The 14,040-nt window shown below is 47.6% G+C and carries 11 protein-coding genes; 7 read left to right on the forward strand and 4 right to left on the reverse strand.

Annotation, left to right across the window (positions count from 1 at the left end; genetic code table 11):
• A partial coding sequence (locus CEE36_10980) for an IS1595 family transposase (protein ID TKJ37640.1) occupies positions 1-263 on the reverse strand: 263 nt, incomplete at its 3' end.
• A 1,445-nt stretch (positions 264-1,708) separates the two neighbouring features.
• Here CEE36_10980 and CEE36_10985 point away from each other — a divergent pair.
• From CEE36_10985 to CEE36_11000, 4 genes are all read left to right on the forward strand, one after another.
• Positions 1,709-2,695, forward strand: coding sequence for a hypothetical protein (locus tag CEE36_10985; protein ID TKJ37641.1), 987 nt, complete (start codon positions 1,709-1,711; stop codon positions 2,693-2,695).
• Positions 2,696-2,841: 146 nt separating this feature from the next.
• Positions 2,842-3,657, forward strand: a complete 816-nt coding sequence (locus CEE36_10990) for a hypothetical protein (protein TKJ37642.1) — start codon at positions 2,842-2,844, stop codon at positions 3,655-3,657.
• Between the two features lie 515 nt (positions 3,658-4,172).
• The gene (locus CEE36_10995; GenBank protein ID TKJ37643.1) at positions 4,173-5,171 is read left to right on the forward strand and encodes a hypothetical protein; all 999 of its coding nucleotides are present in this window, start codon (positions 4,173-4,175) and stop codon (positions 5,169-5,171) included.
• 733 nt (positions 5,172-5,904) lie between these two features.
• Positions 5,905-6,186, forward strand: coding sequence for a hypothetical protein (locus tag CEE36_11000; GenBank protein TKJ37644.1), 282 nt, complete (start codon positions 5,905-5,907; stop codon positions 6,184-6,186).
• Between the two features lie 17 nt (positions 6,187-6,203).
• Here CEE36_11000 and CEE36_11005 read toward each other — a convergent pair whose 3' ends face one another.
• Positions 6,204-6,377, reverse strand: coding sequence for a hypothetical protein (locus CEE36_11005; GenBank protein TKJ37645.1), 174 nt, complete (start codon positions 6,375-6,377; stop codon positions 6,204-6,206).
• Positions 6,378-6,654: 277 nt separating this feature from the next.
• Here CEE36_11005 and CEE36_11010 point away from each other — a divergent pair, with 277 nt between their 5' ends.
• The 3 genes from CEE36_11010 to CEE36_11020 are packed head-to-tail and all read left to right on the forward strand — an operon-like array spanning position 6,655 to position 10,767.
• A complete protein-coding gene (locus tag CEE36_11010; protein TKJ37646.1) occupies positions 6,655-9,489 on the forward strand; it encodes a hypothetical protein in 2,835 nt (944 codons plus the stop codon).
• Positions 9,482-9,916 (forward strand): hypothetical protein, encoded by a 435-nt coding sequence (locus tag CEE36_11015; GenBank protein ID TKJ37647.1) that lies wholly within the window; start codon positions 9,482-9,484, stop codon positions 9,914-9,916. Before CEE36_11010 ends, CEE36_11015 begins: the two co-directional genes overlap by 8 nt.
• Complete coding sequence (locus CEE36_11020; protein TKJ37648.1) at positions 9,913-10,767, forward strand: hypothetical protein; 855 nt, start codon at positions 9,913-9,915, stop codon at positions 10,765-10,767. The genes CEE36_11015 and CEE36_11020 overlap by 4 nt, the downstream gene beginning before the upstream one ends.
• A gap of 139 nt (positions 10,768-10,906) precedes the next feature.
• Here CEE36_11020 and CEE36_11025 read toward each other — a convergent pair whose 3' ends face one another.
• Both CEE36_11025 and CEE36_11030 read right to left on the reverse strand, forming a co-directional pair.
• Entirely contained in the window at positions 10,907-12,181 is a 1,275-nt protein-coding gene (locus CEE36_11025) for a hypothetical protein (GenBank protein ID TKJ37649.1), read from the reverse strand.
• 113 nt (positions 12,182-12,294) lie between these two features.
• Positions 12,295-14,019 carry a hypothetical protein gene (locus CEE36_11030; protein ID TKJ37650.1) on the reverse strand — a complete coding sequence of 575 codons (1,725 nt, stop codon included), beginning with the start codon at positions 14,017-14,019 and terminating at the stop codon, positions 12,295-12,297.
• Positions 14,020-14,040: the final 21 nt, after the last annotated feature.

Below are 14,040 nucleotides of genomic sequence, written 5' to 3' on the forward strand. Positions count from 1 at the left end.
GGTTCTATAGTCTTGGTAATAAGACCCATTAATGTCTTCTCCTTAACGTCAGGCACTACCTCAACCACGACCTTGCCTGCACGTTCCAGCATACCAAATACCGGAACCTTACCAGCTGCTCCACGACCTCGCTTACCCTTTCTCTTGCCTCCAATATACGTCTCATCCATCTCAACCTCGCCGCTAAGCCCTGTCCAGCAATCATCTGCGGCAATCGCCCTGCGAATACGGTCAAAGAATCCATACGCCGTCTTGTAGTTCACTCCCAACTCCTTGGCGCTGCGACGGGCCGATAACTCCAAGCTGAAAAAATAAACCAACCATGCTACTTGACGAAACTCAAGTTTAATCCCCGTAAGATGAGTCCCTGCAAAGTCAGTGAATCGAACATGACAAATCCTACACTCACACCGACCGTCTGCAAGCACCAAAAGACCCTCTTTACCACAAACCGGACATCGCTTCCTTCTGCCTTGCCACCGTAAGCGTTTATAGTAACTCCTGGCTCGATTCTCACTCGACAAAAGCTTTGAACGTTCTAAAATATCCACCTATCTCTATCATACTTACTCCGCTCTCATGGTCAATTCCCTTTCGTTTTTAGGCTCTCATTTAATGGTAAGGAACTTCGGTGGAAGATTACAGAATATTGGATTCGGCACTACAAAGGCAAAGCACTTAAGAAAGGTGGTTAAACACTTGCCAAAGTTGCTTCGTGTTCTGTTTCAGTGACCATTAAGCAGATAAGCTGATATTTAGTTCCCTCCCTGCCACTCTAAGATTATGCCGGTGCATTGTTCAAGTGAGGGAAGCTTTTCCGGTAAGACAAACCTTGAACTTCAAAACTGGTCGAACCCTACCTTAAAAATACCCCTAGGATCAACGTAGAGGGGTCTATTTGACGATTTCTCAAAGAAGTCATAGTTTTACCTGCTTCTGAAGTTAAATAGCCTTAAAAACGCTCAGAGTGGCCTCTAACGAGATTTGAGAAAGATTATGAGATTTCCATATTTTGTCTATAGATCGGGATTTTCGTTTGACAATCTTGGTTCGTTAATTCTCCCTATCTCACAACAGCTAACTTGGGTATGGGGCCGGTGAGGTTGATAAAGCCTTTTACATACCTAATAAGACGAGTTTGATATAGTTAAGTCGCATAATTTGGGAAGCTTATTCCATTCAGGTGATAATTCAGACCGTATCTGGGGTATAAGAATATGAAGAAGCGTAAATGACCAAACGAGCCAAGGTGAATACATAGCACTAGACAAGCAGTCAAAGGAATACGACCCTGACCTCCGTCGGTGGCTACACCTCCGGTAGGCGAGGACCAGGATGGCATCCCAAGGAAGTCCAGACCCTAGAAAGCAAGAGAAAGAAGAGTAAGATACACTGCAACTAGCCGAGGTCTAACAGGTATCCCCTGTCAAGGAAGAGAAGACAAGAAGAAAAAAAGAGGGAGGGGGGGGTTAGGTCATATTGACCCTAGAAGGTTGAGGGGAGTAGCCGAGAATACAATACACATACTCTCCCACCGTTGCTTCTTTTTTTTACCCGGGGAATAAGAAGGATTAAAACCGGGGGTGAGAGCCCTTTAATGATTCCAGCAGCTGGAATTACAAGCCTTGACAATTACCCATCTCTAACTATCCTCACCTAAACATCGATTACAAAGGAGGCGTCCATCGGTTCTCGTTTATCCTCGTTCATGGCTGACCTTGAGAAGAACTACGGTTTATCCAGAACCGAAGTGCTGGATGCTATACGTAGGGTATTGAGGCCAAAGGATGAAAGATTCATTAAGAACCTGCCTCACAGATGGAGCAGGGATTATTCTCCAGATGACCCTCTTGGGGGTAAGGGTCTCCTTCCCTCCTTGGATATAGACCACCCCGGGGAACCGGCAGTGAGGAAAGGGAGTTGGGAGGAGCTATATTTTCACTACCCAAGAGGTAAGGACACAGCTCAATTCAAAACCATGGGCAGGGGTGAGAAATTCAACACAGTGGCCAAGTTCTACCCTGACCCTGTGTGGTGGCCTAAAAAAGGAGTGTTGAGACCTCGATGGTCAGACTGGCTGGATGTTGCTTTGATAGAGCTGGCTACCGGCATCAGGGTATCGCACCGCAGATCAGAGTATTCCAAAGAACCGATCTGCCAGGCAAACGTCGCCTATGACCATGTAGGGGGCGAGAAGATACCACTGGTGCAAGCAGTGAGCCCATTGCCTTGGGTGAAACGCTACAAGGGCCGTTACGTGAGAGCCAATGCCAGGAAGATGCACAACGGGGTTAAAGTCCCCTGGGAGGGCAAGAAGAAACCAAAGGCGGTGTGGACATTCGGGATACTGGATGAACCCTCTAAGATCATCGTGTTCTCGCTGATGTTCCACGCCAACCCGGATCATCCCATTGCGTTCTTCCGCGCAATCAGGGAGTATAAATACGGATACCGAAAGCCTTGGGATGTCTCACAGGTTTACCACGATTTCCTACTGGAGCTCATGGCTTTAACACTACTCTATGATGATAAGGTTAAGGATTTCTACCATACGCTACGAACAGTAATCAACTCAGGCATCGTGCCGGTTGCCCTGTTCAAGACAGGGAAGCTTTATCCTGTGAGATACGAGGAGTCCAGGCGAAAATCTCAGGAGATAATGCTAAAGGCGTTGGGGCTGAAATCAAACAATTAAACTCCATCTATTTCGGTATCGAAGATATTCTCCTTTGACCCAGAGCTAATGATTGCTGTTCGTGAGTTCAATAATGAAGTGCAACACTTTGGAAAGCGAGAGGGATTTCGTTATTGGGAATACTTCCCCCTCCGGTCTGAGGATGTATGCACTCAATCTACCGACATCTTGGACTGAAGGAACGGGAGGTGATAGAGATGATGCGTGGAGAGAGATGGTCTATGCGAGAGATGGCTCAAGTTCTGGGCAGGAGTCCATCCACCATCTCGCGTGAGCTACGGCGCAACAGGTCGCCTGTCCACGCGGGTTACCTTGATCATCACGCCCAGGAGCGTGCGGATAGACGCAGGTCAAACGCAAGCCGCAGGATGCGATTAAAGAACGATAAGATCAGGGATTACGTCGAGTCAAAGCTCAATCAGGACTGGTCGCCGGAACAGATAGCGGGCAGGATAGGGATAGAGCACAGGCCGCTTGAAGTCGAGGCCAGAGACAGGTTCGGAGACCGGGAGGCGGACACCCTGGTATCGCGTCAGAGCAAGGCTGCTCTGTTGTCCATGGTGGAACGAAAGAGTAGGCTGGTTCAGCTTGAGAAGCTGGAGGCTAAGACCGCACCTGTGACCTCGAAGGCTATCGTCAAACGTCTTCTTCGCTTCCCAAAAGATGCCCGCCGCACCCTAACTCTTGACAACGGCACCGAGAACGCCGGGCATGAAGAAATCTCTAAAGAAACAGACATCCGGTGCTTCTTCTGCGAACCTTACTCTTCGTGGCAACGAGGAACCAACGAGCACACCAACGGTCTGGTCAGACACTACTTGCCAAAGAAGACCGACTTCGCTATGATCAGTAACAAGGATATCAGATTGATAGAATTTAGGTTAAACTCCAGACCACGTAAATGTCTGGATTATAAAACCCCTCTCGAAGTCGCTAACATCGATGTTGCACTTCGATGTTGAATGTAGTAAGTCAAAAGTGTATACCTCCAACATGGTCATCTTTTTAGGAACAGATGGAGAAGCGAATCTCCACCTCAGAAATGCCTGTAAAAGCCTCTCTGAGGCTTTGTATCGTGATCTGAGTTAGTAATCATAAGTAACTTCCTTTTATCAAGAATTGAGTAACAATTAACCCTAACGTGCAATTTATTTAAGACTTATTGAATTCTCTAATTTGTCCGAATTTGGCCATCTGTTAAGCGATTTTTGCTTGATACGTGAACTTGTTAATTTATAATTGAATGTAAAACCAAATGGAGGAACCCATTGAAGCATTAAATTCGCTAGGCATTTCAAACTTGTGGGAATCCAGCAGAAGATCTTTATATCCACGTGATCTATGTATTGGGCTAGACCGGGTAGTAAACTATTACTTGCCTAATGGCTATCCAGGGGGAATACCCGAGAGATTTCATACTGGCGGGAAAGATTATCACCATGATACCGTTCCCAGACCTCTTAACGATTTGTTATGCTTGGGACCAAGAGAGGGTTGGAATGAACTGTATTTCCAGTTCGGTATCTACGATGGAAAAGCAGAATTCAGTATTCCCTGGGGAAGGGATCCCAAGAAAAGGAAGGACTCCAAAAACCGGAAGATACTGGCTAATTATTACAGAGACTCAATCGACAAGAAACCATCCTGGTTTCAGGGTTTAGATACAGCTCTTGTCGAGCTTGCTACCGGGGTTCGTATACCCAAACCAAAACCTCGCTGGCCCATGGTGCAAGAAATCATCACCGAAATAGAGATCTGTGAAATATACGGGCCAAAATTACGAGAATTAAAACCCTCCATACCTCAAAAGCCGATATGCAAAGTGAAAATAATGTCCTGGGACGCAGACCCAAGAGAAGTTCGCACAATCTCAGCGTATCCGGAGATTGTTGCTTTTCAACCGGGTCTCAGCCGTAGAAACACATTCTACGCAGTTCATTCGGTAAAGCGCCTCCCGGATGATAAGATCTATGATGGTTTATACGGGAGCTCCAGGATAAGAAACGTCAATCGTTCCGCGATCCTTGGCGAGTGGGATAAACCAGATGTATCTGAAGCAGTATGGGTATTTGGGATTCATCCTGCTGTCAACAGTCAGAAAGTGACGGTTTTCTCATTGATTATAGAGGGTCAAAGTGGACATCCTGTCCTGCTCGCCAGGGCGACAAGGGATTACGATTTCCGCTACGGGCTTAAGCGACAATTTATTGAAAGCGAATATTTCAGCCGGGTTTGGTGGTGGAGAAGGCCTCCTGGCTTCTTCTATGGGAAGATCCATCATGATTTCCTGCTTGAGCTTATAGCCATATCCCTTCTTTACGGTGAGGAAAAGCAACCCCTTCACAAGATAGTGCGTTCTGCAGCATTGCAAGGAATTTTGCCCGTTGCATTCTACAAGGAAGGTCGGTTGTATCCGGTTAATGAGGATAACATTCGAAATTGCCAACAAATCATCTTAGGGGCACTGGAACTGTGATAGAAGATTCTGGCCTACACCTATATCATTCAAGATGAGATATGGCAGTGCGACGCTACCCATTACTTTGTCCCACCGTGTCCAGTTCTAGAGGGTCGCAGTATACACTTCTTACATCCTTGTCGGTTATCTCAAGGCTCACGGCATCAGGCACATCTCCGGCTGACCCTAACATCCTCAGACCCAGGGCAAGATTTCGGGTTCCACCGGTCAATCAAGGAGAGGGTATGTCTTCTGGTCTACTGTTCGCCTGATGATCTCAGAAAAGCGTTGGATGATGCGATAGTAAGCTGACACCCCTCACACAGCACTGGACAATGTCAGTCCAAGGGACGTTTATCTGGAAAGGAAGAAGGAGATTTTAAACAGAAGGGCCGAGAAGAAACGCTTGAGCCTGCCCCTTGAGGCACCAATTTTACTGCGCCTCATAGAGTGCAGCTAAACCCTGAATGCAAACCCAAAATTCGTCAGTTTGTCCATCTTCGCCTGAATCATAACAGCAATTGAGGAAGGTGAAGAGAGAGCTAAGAAATTCTTGGAATCTTAATCACACGGGGTTGACAGTTTTTGGCAATGCCCTTGCCCTAATCCTGCCATAATTTAGCCCTAAACTCCTGTGCCAGAATTACACCATCAGAACACACCTAACTCGTCACCCTTCTATTGTTCTCGTCAAGCCCAGCCTTAAAATCACTCCATGAGAATTAACCTTAAACAAAATCATGGAGGTCAAATGCAACACCCCTCCGTAGATTCAAACACCAGGACGATCTATATAGAGAGCGAAGAGTCTAAAACAAGCGATGAGACCGTTGGCGGATACTACTGGTCAACGCATCCTGGAAACAGCAAGGTTTACCACACGTACAGAAATTGTGTCGATGGCAACAACATTGAATGTGAGTACCTTGAATCAAGTTTTTCTCCACCTGCCGGATACAGGAAATGCGAAAAGTGCGAAATACTTGAGAGGAGCGGATACGGTGAACCTGGAGTTCCTATCCCGGCTAGTTAGCAAGTAAATTGAAGATTCTACCGCAGCACCACCGCCTTCCGGGTGATAGTGGTTTTCCCCGCTTCTAATCTCACAATGTAGACGCCTGAGGGAAGCACAGTAGAAAAAGTTGTCGCGCCGGAGCCTCTTACTTCTACCTCCTCGATTCGTCTGCTCAGGGCATCGTAGAGGGTGAGGGTATGTAGGCCTATATAAGTCTGAAGGAAAACCCGACGCTATGCTCCGCGATTAGAACGGATAGCGCTTCTCTGATTTACCTTCGCTATTCTTTCGATTATCGTATCTCCAAAGTTGAAAAATCTATCACATGACCATCGGATAGTGAGGATTTAAGAAGGGAAGATTTCTAAACTGACCCTGGGTTGACAAGGAGTTATTGTGTGAGTATACTCCGCTGTCATAAAGTATAGTAACATTTAAGTGGAAATGAACTTAACTGGCGAAGCCTCACAAAAAGGATGGTGATGAATGTTCAAACGCCTTTCATCTCTTACCTATAGAAAGATAAAGAGATCACTGAAGAGGGACGAAGTACAAGAACTTCTCGACATTAGTGCTAAAATGTACGGCTTCCCCCTTAGAGTCATCGATTTCGAAACCCAAGAACCACATCGAACCGAGCGTATCACATTGTGGGTTTACCATTCGAATTTTTTTGATTGGATTGACAAAGAATGCCCGGCCTCAAATGAGGAAGTTGACAATGATGTATGCCGCAAACATCGACAAGTTCTCATTGAAGCGTCACAGGGCAAATTTTCTCACTGTCCTATTAAGTGTGGAACAACTGAATTTGCACTTAGTCTAGGACATGATTACCCTGCTGATAATAAGACCTTCCTCCTGGTAGGAGGAAGAGGATGGTTGGTTCCCGACGATCTAGAACCCAAGGATTACCCACTGTGGCAACAAAAAATCGAAGCCGCGTTAGAAGAAGCAAAGAAGCAAAAACAACTTGCTCCGCATAAAGCAAGAGCCTACGAGTTCCGCGCCAGACGACGACCGTTCCGGACAGTCGAGGAATTAGAAATCTCTGCGAGGGAAATTGTCAACATCCTCAATCTCTTTCTTGAATACTACTCGTTAGACTCAAGATGCCCTGAAATTTCTTCTAAGATTTTCAAGGACATTACAGAGAGCCTTTACATCTGGGTGGGCATGGAGAAATACGTTAAGAAACTCTTGAAAGATGTAAAGAAGCTGTTCCCAGAGGGTCTTACTCCCCTTACCCTGGTGGGAAGTCGCAGGGGATATCCCGATACTGGCTTCGCACTCTACTCATCGGGAGGAATTGAATCGATTCTTTTCTCTTCTGCGGAGGTTCTCAGGGAATGCCTAGGGAAGAAAGAAAAAACTAACGAAGAACTCCAAGAAAAAGTAAGTGAAGCACTCGCTGATAGGTTGCAAGGTAGAGAGTTGCTTGCAATAGAAAAACTAAAGCTTGTAGATGACCGCCAGAAGGGATGCATAGTTATTACTTCTCATGACGGCAAATCGTTCTGGAAGTCCAGGGATAGGAAAGCTGCAGAGAAGATGGCTGACTTCCTTGCCGGGCAGACCTCAAACTACCTCGACCTCTTAAAGGAACAGGCTGGTCGTCAACATGAGACGTCCAACAAACTAAGCTTCTATCGTCTGAAACGTAGGCTCCGCACCGGAATCGGAGATGCTTACTCCAGGGAAAAAATTGAGGAGGTCATAGAAGGAGAAGGTATCCTTGATCATCTTGACTTAGACTCTATACGCTTGCATCGCGTTGAATACCATACGTATGAGGAACAAAAGGGAGCCAAGCCGTGGTTGCAGAAAGTTCTGGATGCTGGAGGAGCAAACTACTTCCCTAATCAGGAAACCCGCGAGCAAATCTATGTACCTGTTTTCTTTCGAAACACGATCACGGATGTAATAGAGGCTGCATCTAAGCGAAGCATTTCCCAAAAAACAGAAGAAGCGCTTATGGAGCTGGCTCATCACATATCTCCTCGCCTTGAATATGATCGTCTCGCCAAGAATCTTGGCACCTTTAAAAGCGCATTCAAAGATCTCCCTCGGGATAAAAATCCCATAGCGGCGGATATCTGCCGAATGATAAGTGCTAGCGGTTGTTCTATCTGGCTTCAAGAAACCTCTTCCAGCTTCTCACGTATAGCTCAAATAGGCGTGGAACATGGTATAGATGAAATCGGTCTTGAGAAATCTTCTTTGATCAAGAAGTTGCTGGATCGTGGCATGTCTGAACCTCCATATGAATTGGTGGATGTAGAGAAGACTGATTATCTTCTTACCCAGAAAGAACTGCTTAAGCAAGAGTATAAATTCGGACTGGGGGCAATAGCATCTATCCCCAGGGAGTATATGAAGAGGGATTTCAACCTTGTGGTTACGGTGTGGAGAAAAGACCAAGGCTTTACTGATGAAGAAGCCGAGATACTTACAGCATTTGCCCAAGGACTTGTAGCATCTGAGGGATTGCGTAAAAAAGCAGAGCAGCATGCTCACGAAATAGAAGAAACCATTACGCGCCTTCTGCACGAAGTCAAAGCTCCTACGAATGCATTAATTGCCAACATTTACGACATTCAAGATCTCATTAATTATAACCGCAGAAGACTCACCCCCACATTCCTCAAAGATATTGGGTTCCCTCTTGGAGATATACGTATTCTAGGGAGATATATGAAAGCTCTCAACGACGATTTCTCGCTTTTCACTTCTCTTTTAGGCAGAACCTCACCCACTCACTATGAGCCGCCATCTGTAGTTTGGCTTTATGACCGTCTCAAAGAACTTCAAGAAATTCTCGCATTCCAGGCAAAGCAAAATAATCTTAAGATAAAAATTATAGCAGAAAGCGACAAACTTCGCAGGGATATAGCGCTACGTCTTACTAGAAATCAGAAACTCGCTTTCGAGGTAATCCTATTCAATTTACTCACAAATGCATATCGCTACGCTAAGAAGAGATCTGTTTGTTTTATACGTCTGGATCTTTCGCCGCACAAAGATCTTCTTATCTATGTTGAGAATACAGGTATTGGAATCCTTGAAGATGAAAAGAAACTGATTTTTGAAAAGGGAACCCGTGGAAGCAAGGCTATTGAAGTCCAACCTACAGGCACAGGTTACGGTCTTTGGATAGCCCAAACAGCCGCACGCCGTCTAGGTAGGGAGGGGGAAGTAAGTTTGATCTCTGCTAATCCAGAAAGGACGGTTTTTCTCTTCCGGCTTCCACAAAATTTCATATCATGGAAAGAGAGAAAGCGAGAGAAAGTTGAGAATAGCCAAGGAGGATCGCATGGCTAAAAAAATACTCTGGGTTGAAGACGAAAGGTATCAAGTAGATGCCTACATGAGGTCTCTGAAGCGCAGAGGTTACGAGATTGACTTTTTTGAGACCCCCTGGGAAGTACTGGAGTATGTGGAAGAAGAACGTAACCGTGACTTTTCTTTGATAATAATAGATCTTATGTTGCCCGTTGGAGAGTTTTCAAAGGAAGAGACGCAGAACGGCCTTGCTACAGGCGTGATATTGTTGCTTGCCCTTCGAAGGTGGATGGCGAACCTACCCTGTATTTACTTCACTAACATTCCAATGAGCACCATTGCTGGTGAAAATGTCTACCGATTAGCTACCCACGTAGATAAAACTGTGTGGTTACAAAAGGGAATTAGCAGTGATGAGCTTATTGGCGTAGTACGAAAATTGATTGGAGAAGGGGGCGAATCATGAGTGGTTCCCTCCCTTTCCTCTTGTGCATGTCCGCAGATACCACCTTAGTTCCTTATTCTCAGAGCACTCTTGACTCCTTGGAGAACATATGTAGAACCGCTCGGCACATCTTTTACAGTTCACCAGACGGGATTTCCTTCTTGGTTTTTTGCATTACGATAATTGCAGTAGTAACAGGTATTGCAGCAGCAGTATTTGCGTTTCTAACATTCCGAGCTGAAAGAAATTACCATACCGCCTTGAAGGACGCCAGGGACAATCTTAAAGAAACAGAGGAAATTAAACAAAAAGTTGAAGAAATTAAACGCGAAGCCGAAGAGATCAAGAAGGAAGTTGAAGCCTTGGTGAACGAAAGTAAAGTTGCGATCAAAATCACACAGGAGAGAGGAAGATGTCTAAGTCGCATAGCCAAGGAGCAAAGCGAAGCGCTTACCCCACATGTGACCACCTTTGCCGATACACTGCTGGCAAGCGCTGAACAGCTGAAACTACCCATGGAGATGAAGAAGTTCGTGAAAACAATGACCGATGGTATCATGCTATATGGCAGCTACTCAGCTGAAGCTACCCGTCTTTTCGTAGCCGAGGGCGAGGCCTTCGATGCAGCAGTGAAATTCTTCCGTATGAGAGGAGCAGCCTCCGAGGAGATTGTAGGACATACCATTAATCTCCTCGAAAGGCGTTTGAAAATCGAGAAGGAAAAATCCCCTCCCGAGCAGGATATAGAAGTCGCAGAAAAGCTTACCCAGGCGATCACGGAGCTTAAGGCTCAAGAAGAAAGTTTTAAACTACAAAGGACGGAAGCAGAGAGACGGAAGGGAACAAAGAAAAGCAGGAAGAAGAAAAGGTAGTTATTTTTCAACATCTCCTGCTCTTAGGAGAAGCACTCTTTGCTTTCCTTAACTACCATAGAAAGGTTAATCCCTACCGCAACACCACCGCCTTCTTTTTACCCCACACGGCTGCTTCACACCCGTGCGGGGACCCCAGCTAGCGAAGTAAGACAGCTTTTCTTGTGATCGTTAAGTCAGCACTTCCCAGCCGCACGAAGTAGACGTCGGAGGGGAGGGTAGAGCTGAAGTCAACGCTGCCGGAGCCTCTGACGTTGACTCGCTCGATCCGTCGGCCCGCTGCGTCGTAGAGGCTCAGGGTGCCTTGCTGGCCTTGAGGGATCGAGTAGCTAACGCAAAGGGGATCGGTGAAGGAGCGCACCTGGAGGGTGATGAGGTGTGTTACGGGTGTTACGGGCTCCTCGATTCCCGTGTAGATGAGGAATTTGGAGAGTGCGTCGTCTTCGTCTGACTCGTCCGGCTCCATCACGGTGCGGATAGTCAGGGTGTAGGAACCGGAGGATTGCGGGGTAAAGTCGGCGAAGGAGGCGATGTCCTCGGTGTCTCCCTCAAGCGACCAGGGCAGGGTGTCGGCGTAGGCTAAGCCGGAGGTGTCCCAGATCTCGGCGATCACAAGGAAGCTGTCCGCCGGTTCTCTGCCGAAGTTCTTTATGCGTGCTTCGGGGGTATAGGGGTGACCTTCCCTCAAGGAATCGCCCGAAAGTATCTCCTTCACCCCAACGTCGTAGTCGGCGTAGCCGGTCAACCGCACCCCGTCAAAAAACGCCTTCTGGCCCCGCCAAACACTAAAAACGAGCCAGCTACATTCATAAAGCAGAAATGTATCCAGCTCGATATCCTCTGATAACCCTTTCTCCCCAATAAGATCGGCTTTCAGATTACGTTTGGAGCCGTACCACACTCCTTCATCAGGTATAGTGTCCGAGAATATTTTGCGAGTAGGGGTATCAGGGGCAGGTGTGGAACCAGGACGTAACCACCCATACCAGACCTCAATAAAAACCCCGGACGGTCTGGTTAAGTAAAGTACTACACCATAATTCCCGGCAGAACTCTTGACCCCTTCATCACGAAAGAGAGCCATGTGGAAAAACTCAAGGCTATCCAGGTCCTTCAATGGTTTAGGGTAGGGAATTATCTGATAGAAATATCCTTCGATTCCGTAACCTTCAGGGAGATTAGGAAAGGGTTTTTTCCGGCCATCTATTGAACCACAGTAGTCTCCGATATAAGCACTGTCAGGGTCATGATAATTATAAATGGTAGAGTCATAATTGCCAGGTCCGTTTATTATCTTAGAGCGCTCAAGCCACACCTCGCTGTCCTTTTCGAACCCACCGTCTTTGATGAGATTGACAGGCTCAAGGGCAAACAAAGCCACAGGTAAAAACCCCAAAAAGGCAAATCGCTTCATAGTCAACCTCCTTTTAAGTAAGTTTATAATACCCTCTTCTAGGCCTGTTGTCAAGTAAAGAAGGAGGAAGCTTACGCTTCCCCCTAACTCGTTCCTTGTTTAGTTTCCTTAACCTATTTGATCAGTACCATTTTCTTGGATGCTTTGTAATCTCCAGCAGTGAACCGCACGAAGTAAACCCCGGATGCGCAACGGCGGTTGACGTCGTCCTTGCCTGTCCAGCGAAGCTCGTGGATACCAGGTTCAACTTCGGCGTCCACGAGCTTGGTCACCAAACGACCGGCTACATCGTAAATCTTCAGGCTTACGTGTGTGGCATAGGGCAGGGAGTAGCGAATCGTAGCCGCATCGCCAAACGGATTCGGGAAGGGCTGATACAGGCAGAATGGAATTACCTCAGGCCCTGGGCTGCTCTGCGGACCTCCCATTATGTAAGACTCTGATTCGTTGGGACGCCACACTATTATGCGACTCACCGGTACGAATCCGAATTGCGAGAGACGCCTTATGGCCAGATTCAGAGTGTCGTCTCCCGAAGAGATATCTGTTTCATACCACGAGTAGCTGTTGCCGGGTATCTGGATGGTGTCCACGCTCGAACCCACCGTGAGCTGAAGCTGGGTGGCGCTGTCGCACTCGGTGTAGAACTCAACTATCACTGAGTAATTATTACGGGAATTCAGGTGCGGGAAGCGGTAGATGAGACTGTCAGCTGCAGAGTCCACGTCCACCGACGTATAGTGTATGCAGGTGTCGCGATAGACGGTGTAGGGCGAACGCCTTTCGTCTGATTCTAGGTAGAGCGCGGGAAGGAGCACATTAAGGCCGCGGCGGTCCGTGGTAAGATGATAGGTTTCGTAGTCCACCTCGTCGCTGTAGGTCGTTATCCAACTTAACTCATTTAATTTATCGTCTATGTAGGGATGAGGGTAGTAGCCGGTGTAGGTCTTGGTAAGGTAGTATTCCTCGCTGATGGGATCGTAGACATAGAGGTCGGCCAGGGAGGTGTCGGAATGCTGAATTCCATACATCAAACCTTCTTCACCGCAGAGGATCTCGGCCTCATCGTCCAGATAGAAGGTGTCGTGCTCCACCCAGGTTGTGTCGTCAAGGTAGCGCCAGAGGCGGATCAAGCTCGTGTCGCCTGAGCCGAGGTAGGTGTAGGTGATGTTGCCTTCGCAGCAGCTTACAGAAGGCTGCGAGCCCTGGCCGATGGTGGTTGTTGTGTTGCCTGAAGGGGTGATGGTGACAAAGTAGCAGGCAACGATATCATCGTACGCGCCGTAGACCATGGAATCGCGTTTGACCACAGATGCGGCGTAGTCACCGATGTTGTAACCCGCAGCGCTTGTGCTGGTCGTCTGCTGAAGTGTATCCATCACACAAGCGCCAGGCAAGGCCTCAGGGAACCTGGCATAAAGGGTTGCCACCGAATAATAGCGAGTTACCTCTGAGCCACCCCCGATGTGCGTAGCGACCTTCGTTCTTATTATGGCGTGGACGGTGTCGTTTTCACTGACAAACCCTACGGGTGAGAACCTGCCTGAGTCGGCCCACAGGGGGATAGCGCTCAGGGGATAGGGCGTGGAGAAGGTGTCGTTGAGCTGGTAGGCGTAGAAGAGGGCATCGGGGTGGTAGACGGCGGGGTCATGGGCACTCTGCCAGAAACACGCGCCTTCAGAGAACGAGGGCCAGCAGCCCAGGCCTACGGTGTCCGGAGCGGAGAAACCAAGCCCCTCCGCCGACTCCATGTAGATCACCGAGAGCCTGGTCGCGTCGTCCGGGTCTTGCGCGGTGTAGACCAGACCGATCTTATTCCCGTCGTCGTTGAGACTCATTATATCCTGGTTCGAGTAGGT

Source organism: candidate division TA06 bacterium B3_TA06, assembly GCA_005223075.1.
Taxonomy (GTDB): domain Bacteria; phylum Hydrothermota; class Tepidihabitantia; order B3-TA06; family B3-TA06; genus B3-TA06.

Excerpts from the sequence above, each read along its gene's own strand:
- CEE36_10985 (TKJ37641.1), top strand. The coding sequence starts at position 1,709 with ATGGCTGACCTTGAGAAGAACTACGGTTTATCCAGAACCGAAGTGCTG.
- CEE36_10990 (TKJ37642.1), top strand. The coding sequence starts at position 2,842 with ATGCACTCAATCTACCGACATCTTGGACTGAAGGAACGGGAGGTGATA.
- CEE36_11000 (TKJ37644.1), top strand. The coding sequence starts at position 5,905 with ATGCAACACCCCTCCGTAGATTCAAACACCAGGACGATCTATATAGAG.
- CEE36_11010 (TKJ37646.1), top strand. The coding sequence starts at position 6,655 with ATGTTCAAACGCCTTTCATCTCTTACCTATAGAAAGATAAAGAGATCA.
- CEE36_11015 (TKJ37647.1), top strand. The coding sequence starts at position 9,482 with ATGGCTAAAAAAATACTCTGGGTTGAAGACGAAAGGTATCAAGTAGAT.
- CEE36_11020 (TKJ37648.1), top strand. The coding sequence starts at position 9,913 with ATGAGTGGTTCCCTCCCTTTCCTCTTGTGCATGTCCGCAGATACCACC.
- CEE36_11025 (TKJ37649.1), bottom strand. The coding sequence starts at position 12,181 with ATGAAGCGATTTGCCTTTTTGGGGTTTTTACCTGTGGCTTTGTTTGCC.
- CEE36_11030 (TKJ37650.1), bottom strand. The coding sequence starts at position 14,019 with ATGAGTCTCAACGACGACGGGAATAAGATCGGTCTGGTCTACACCGCG.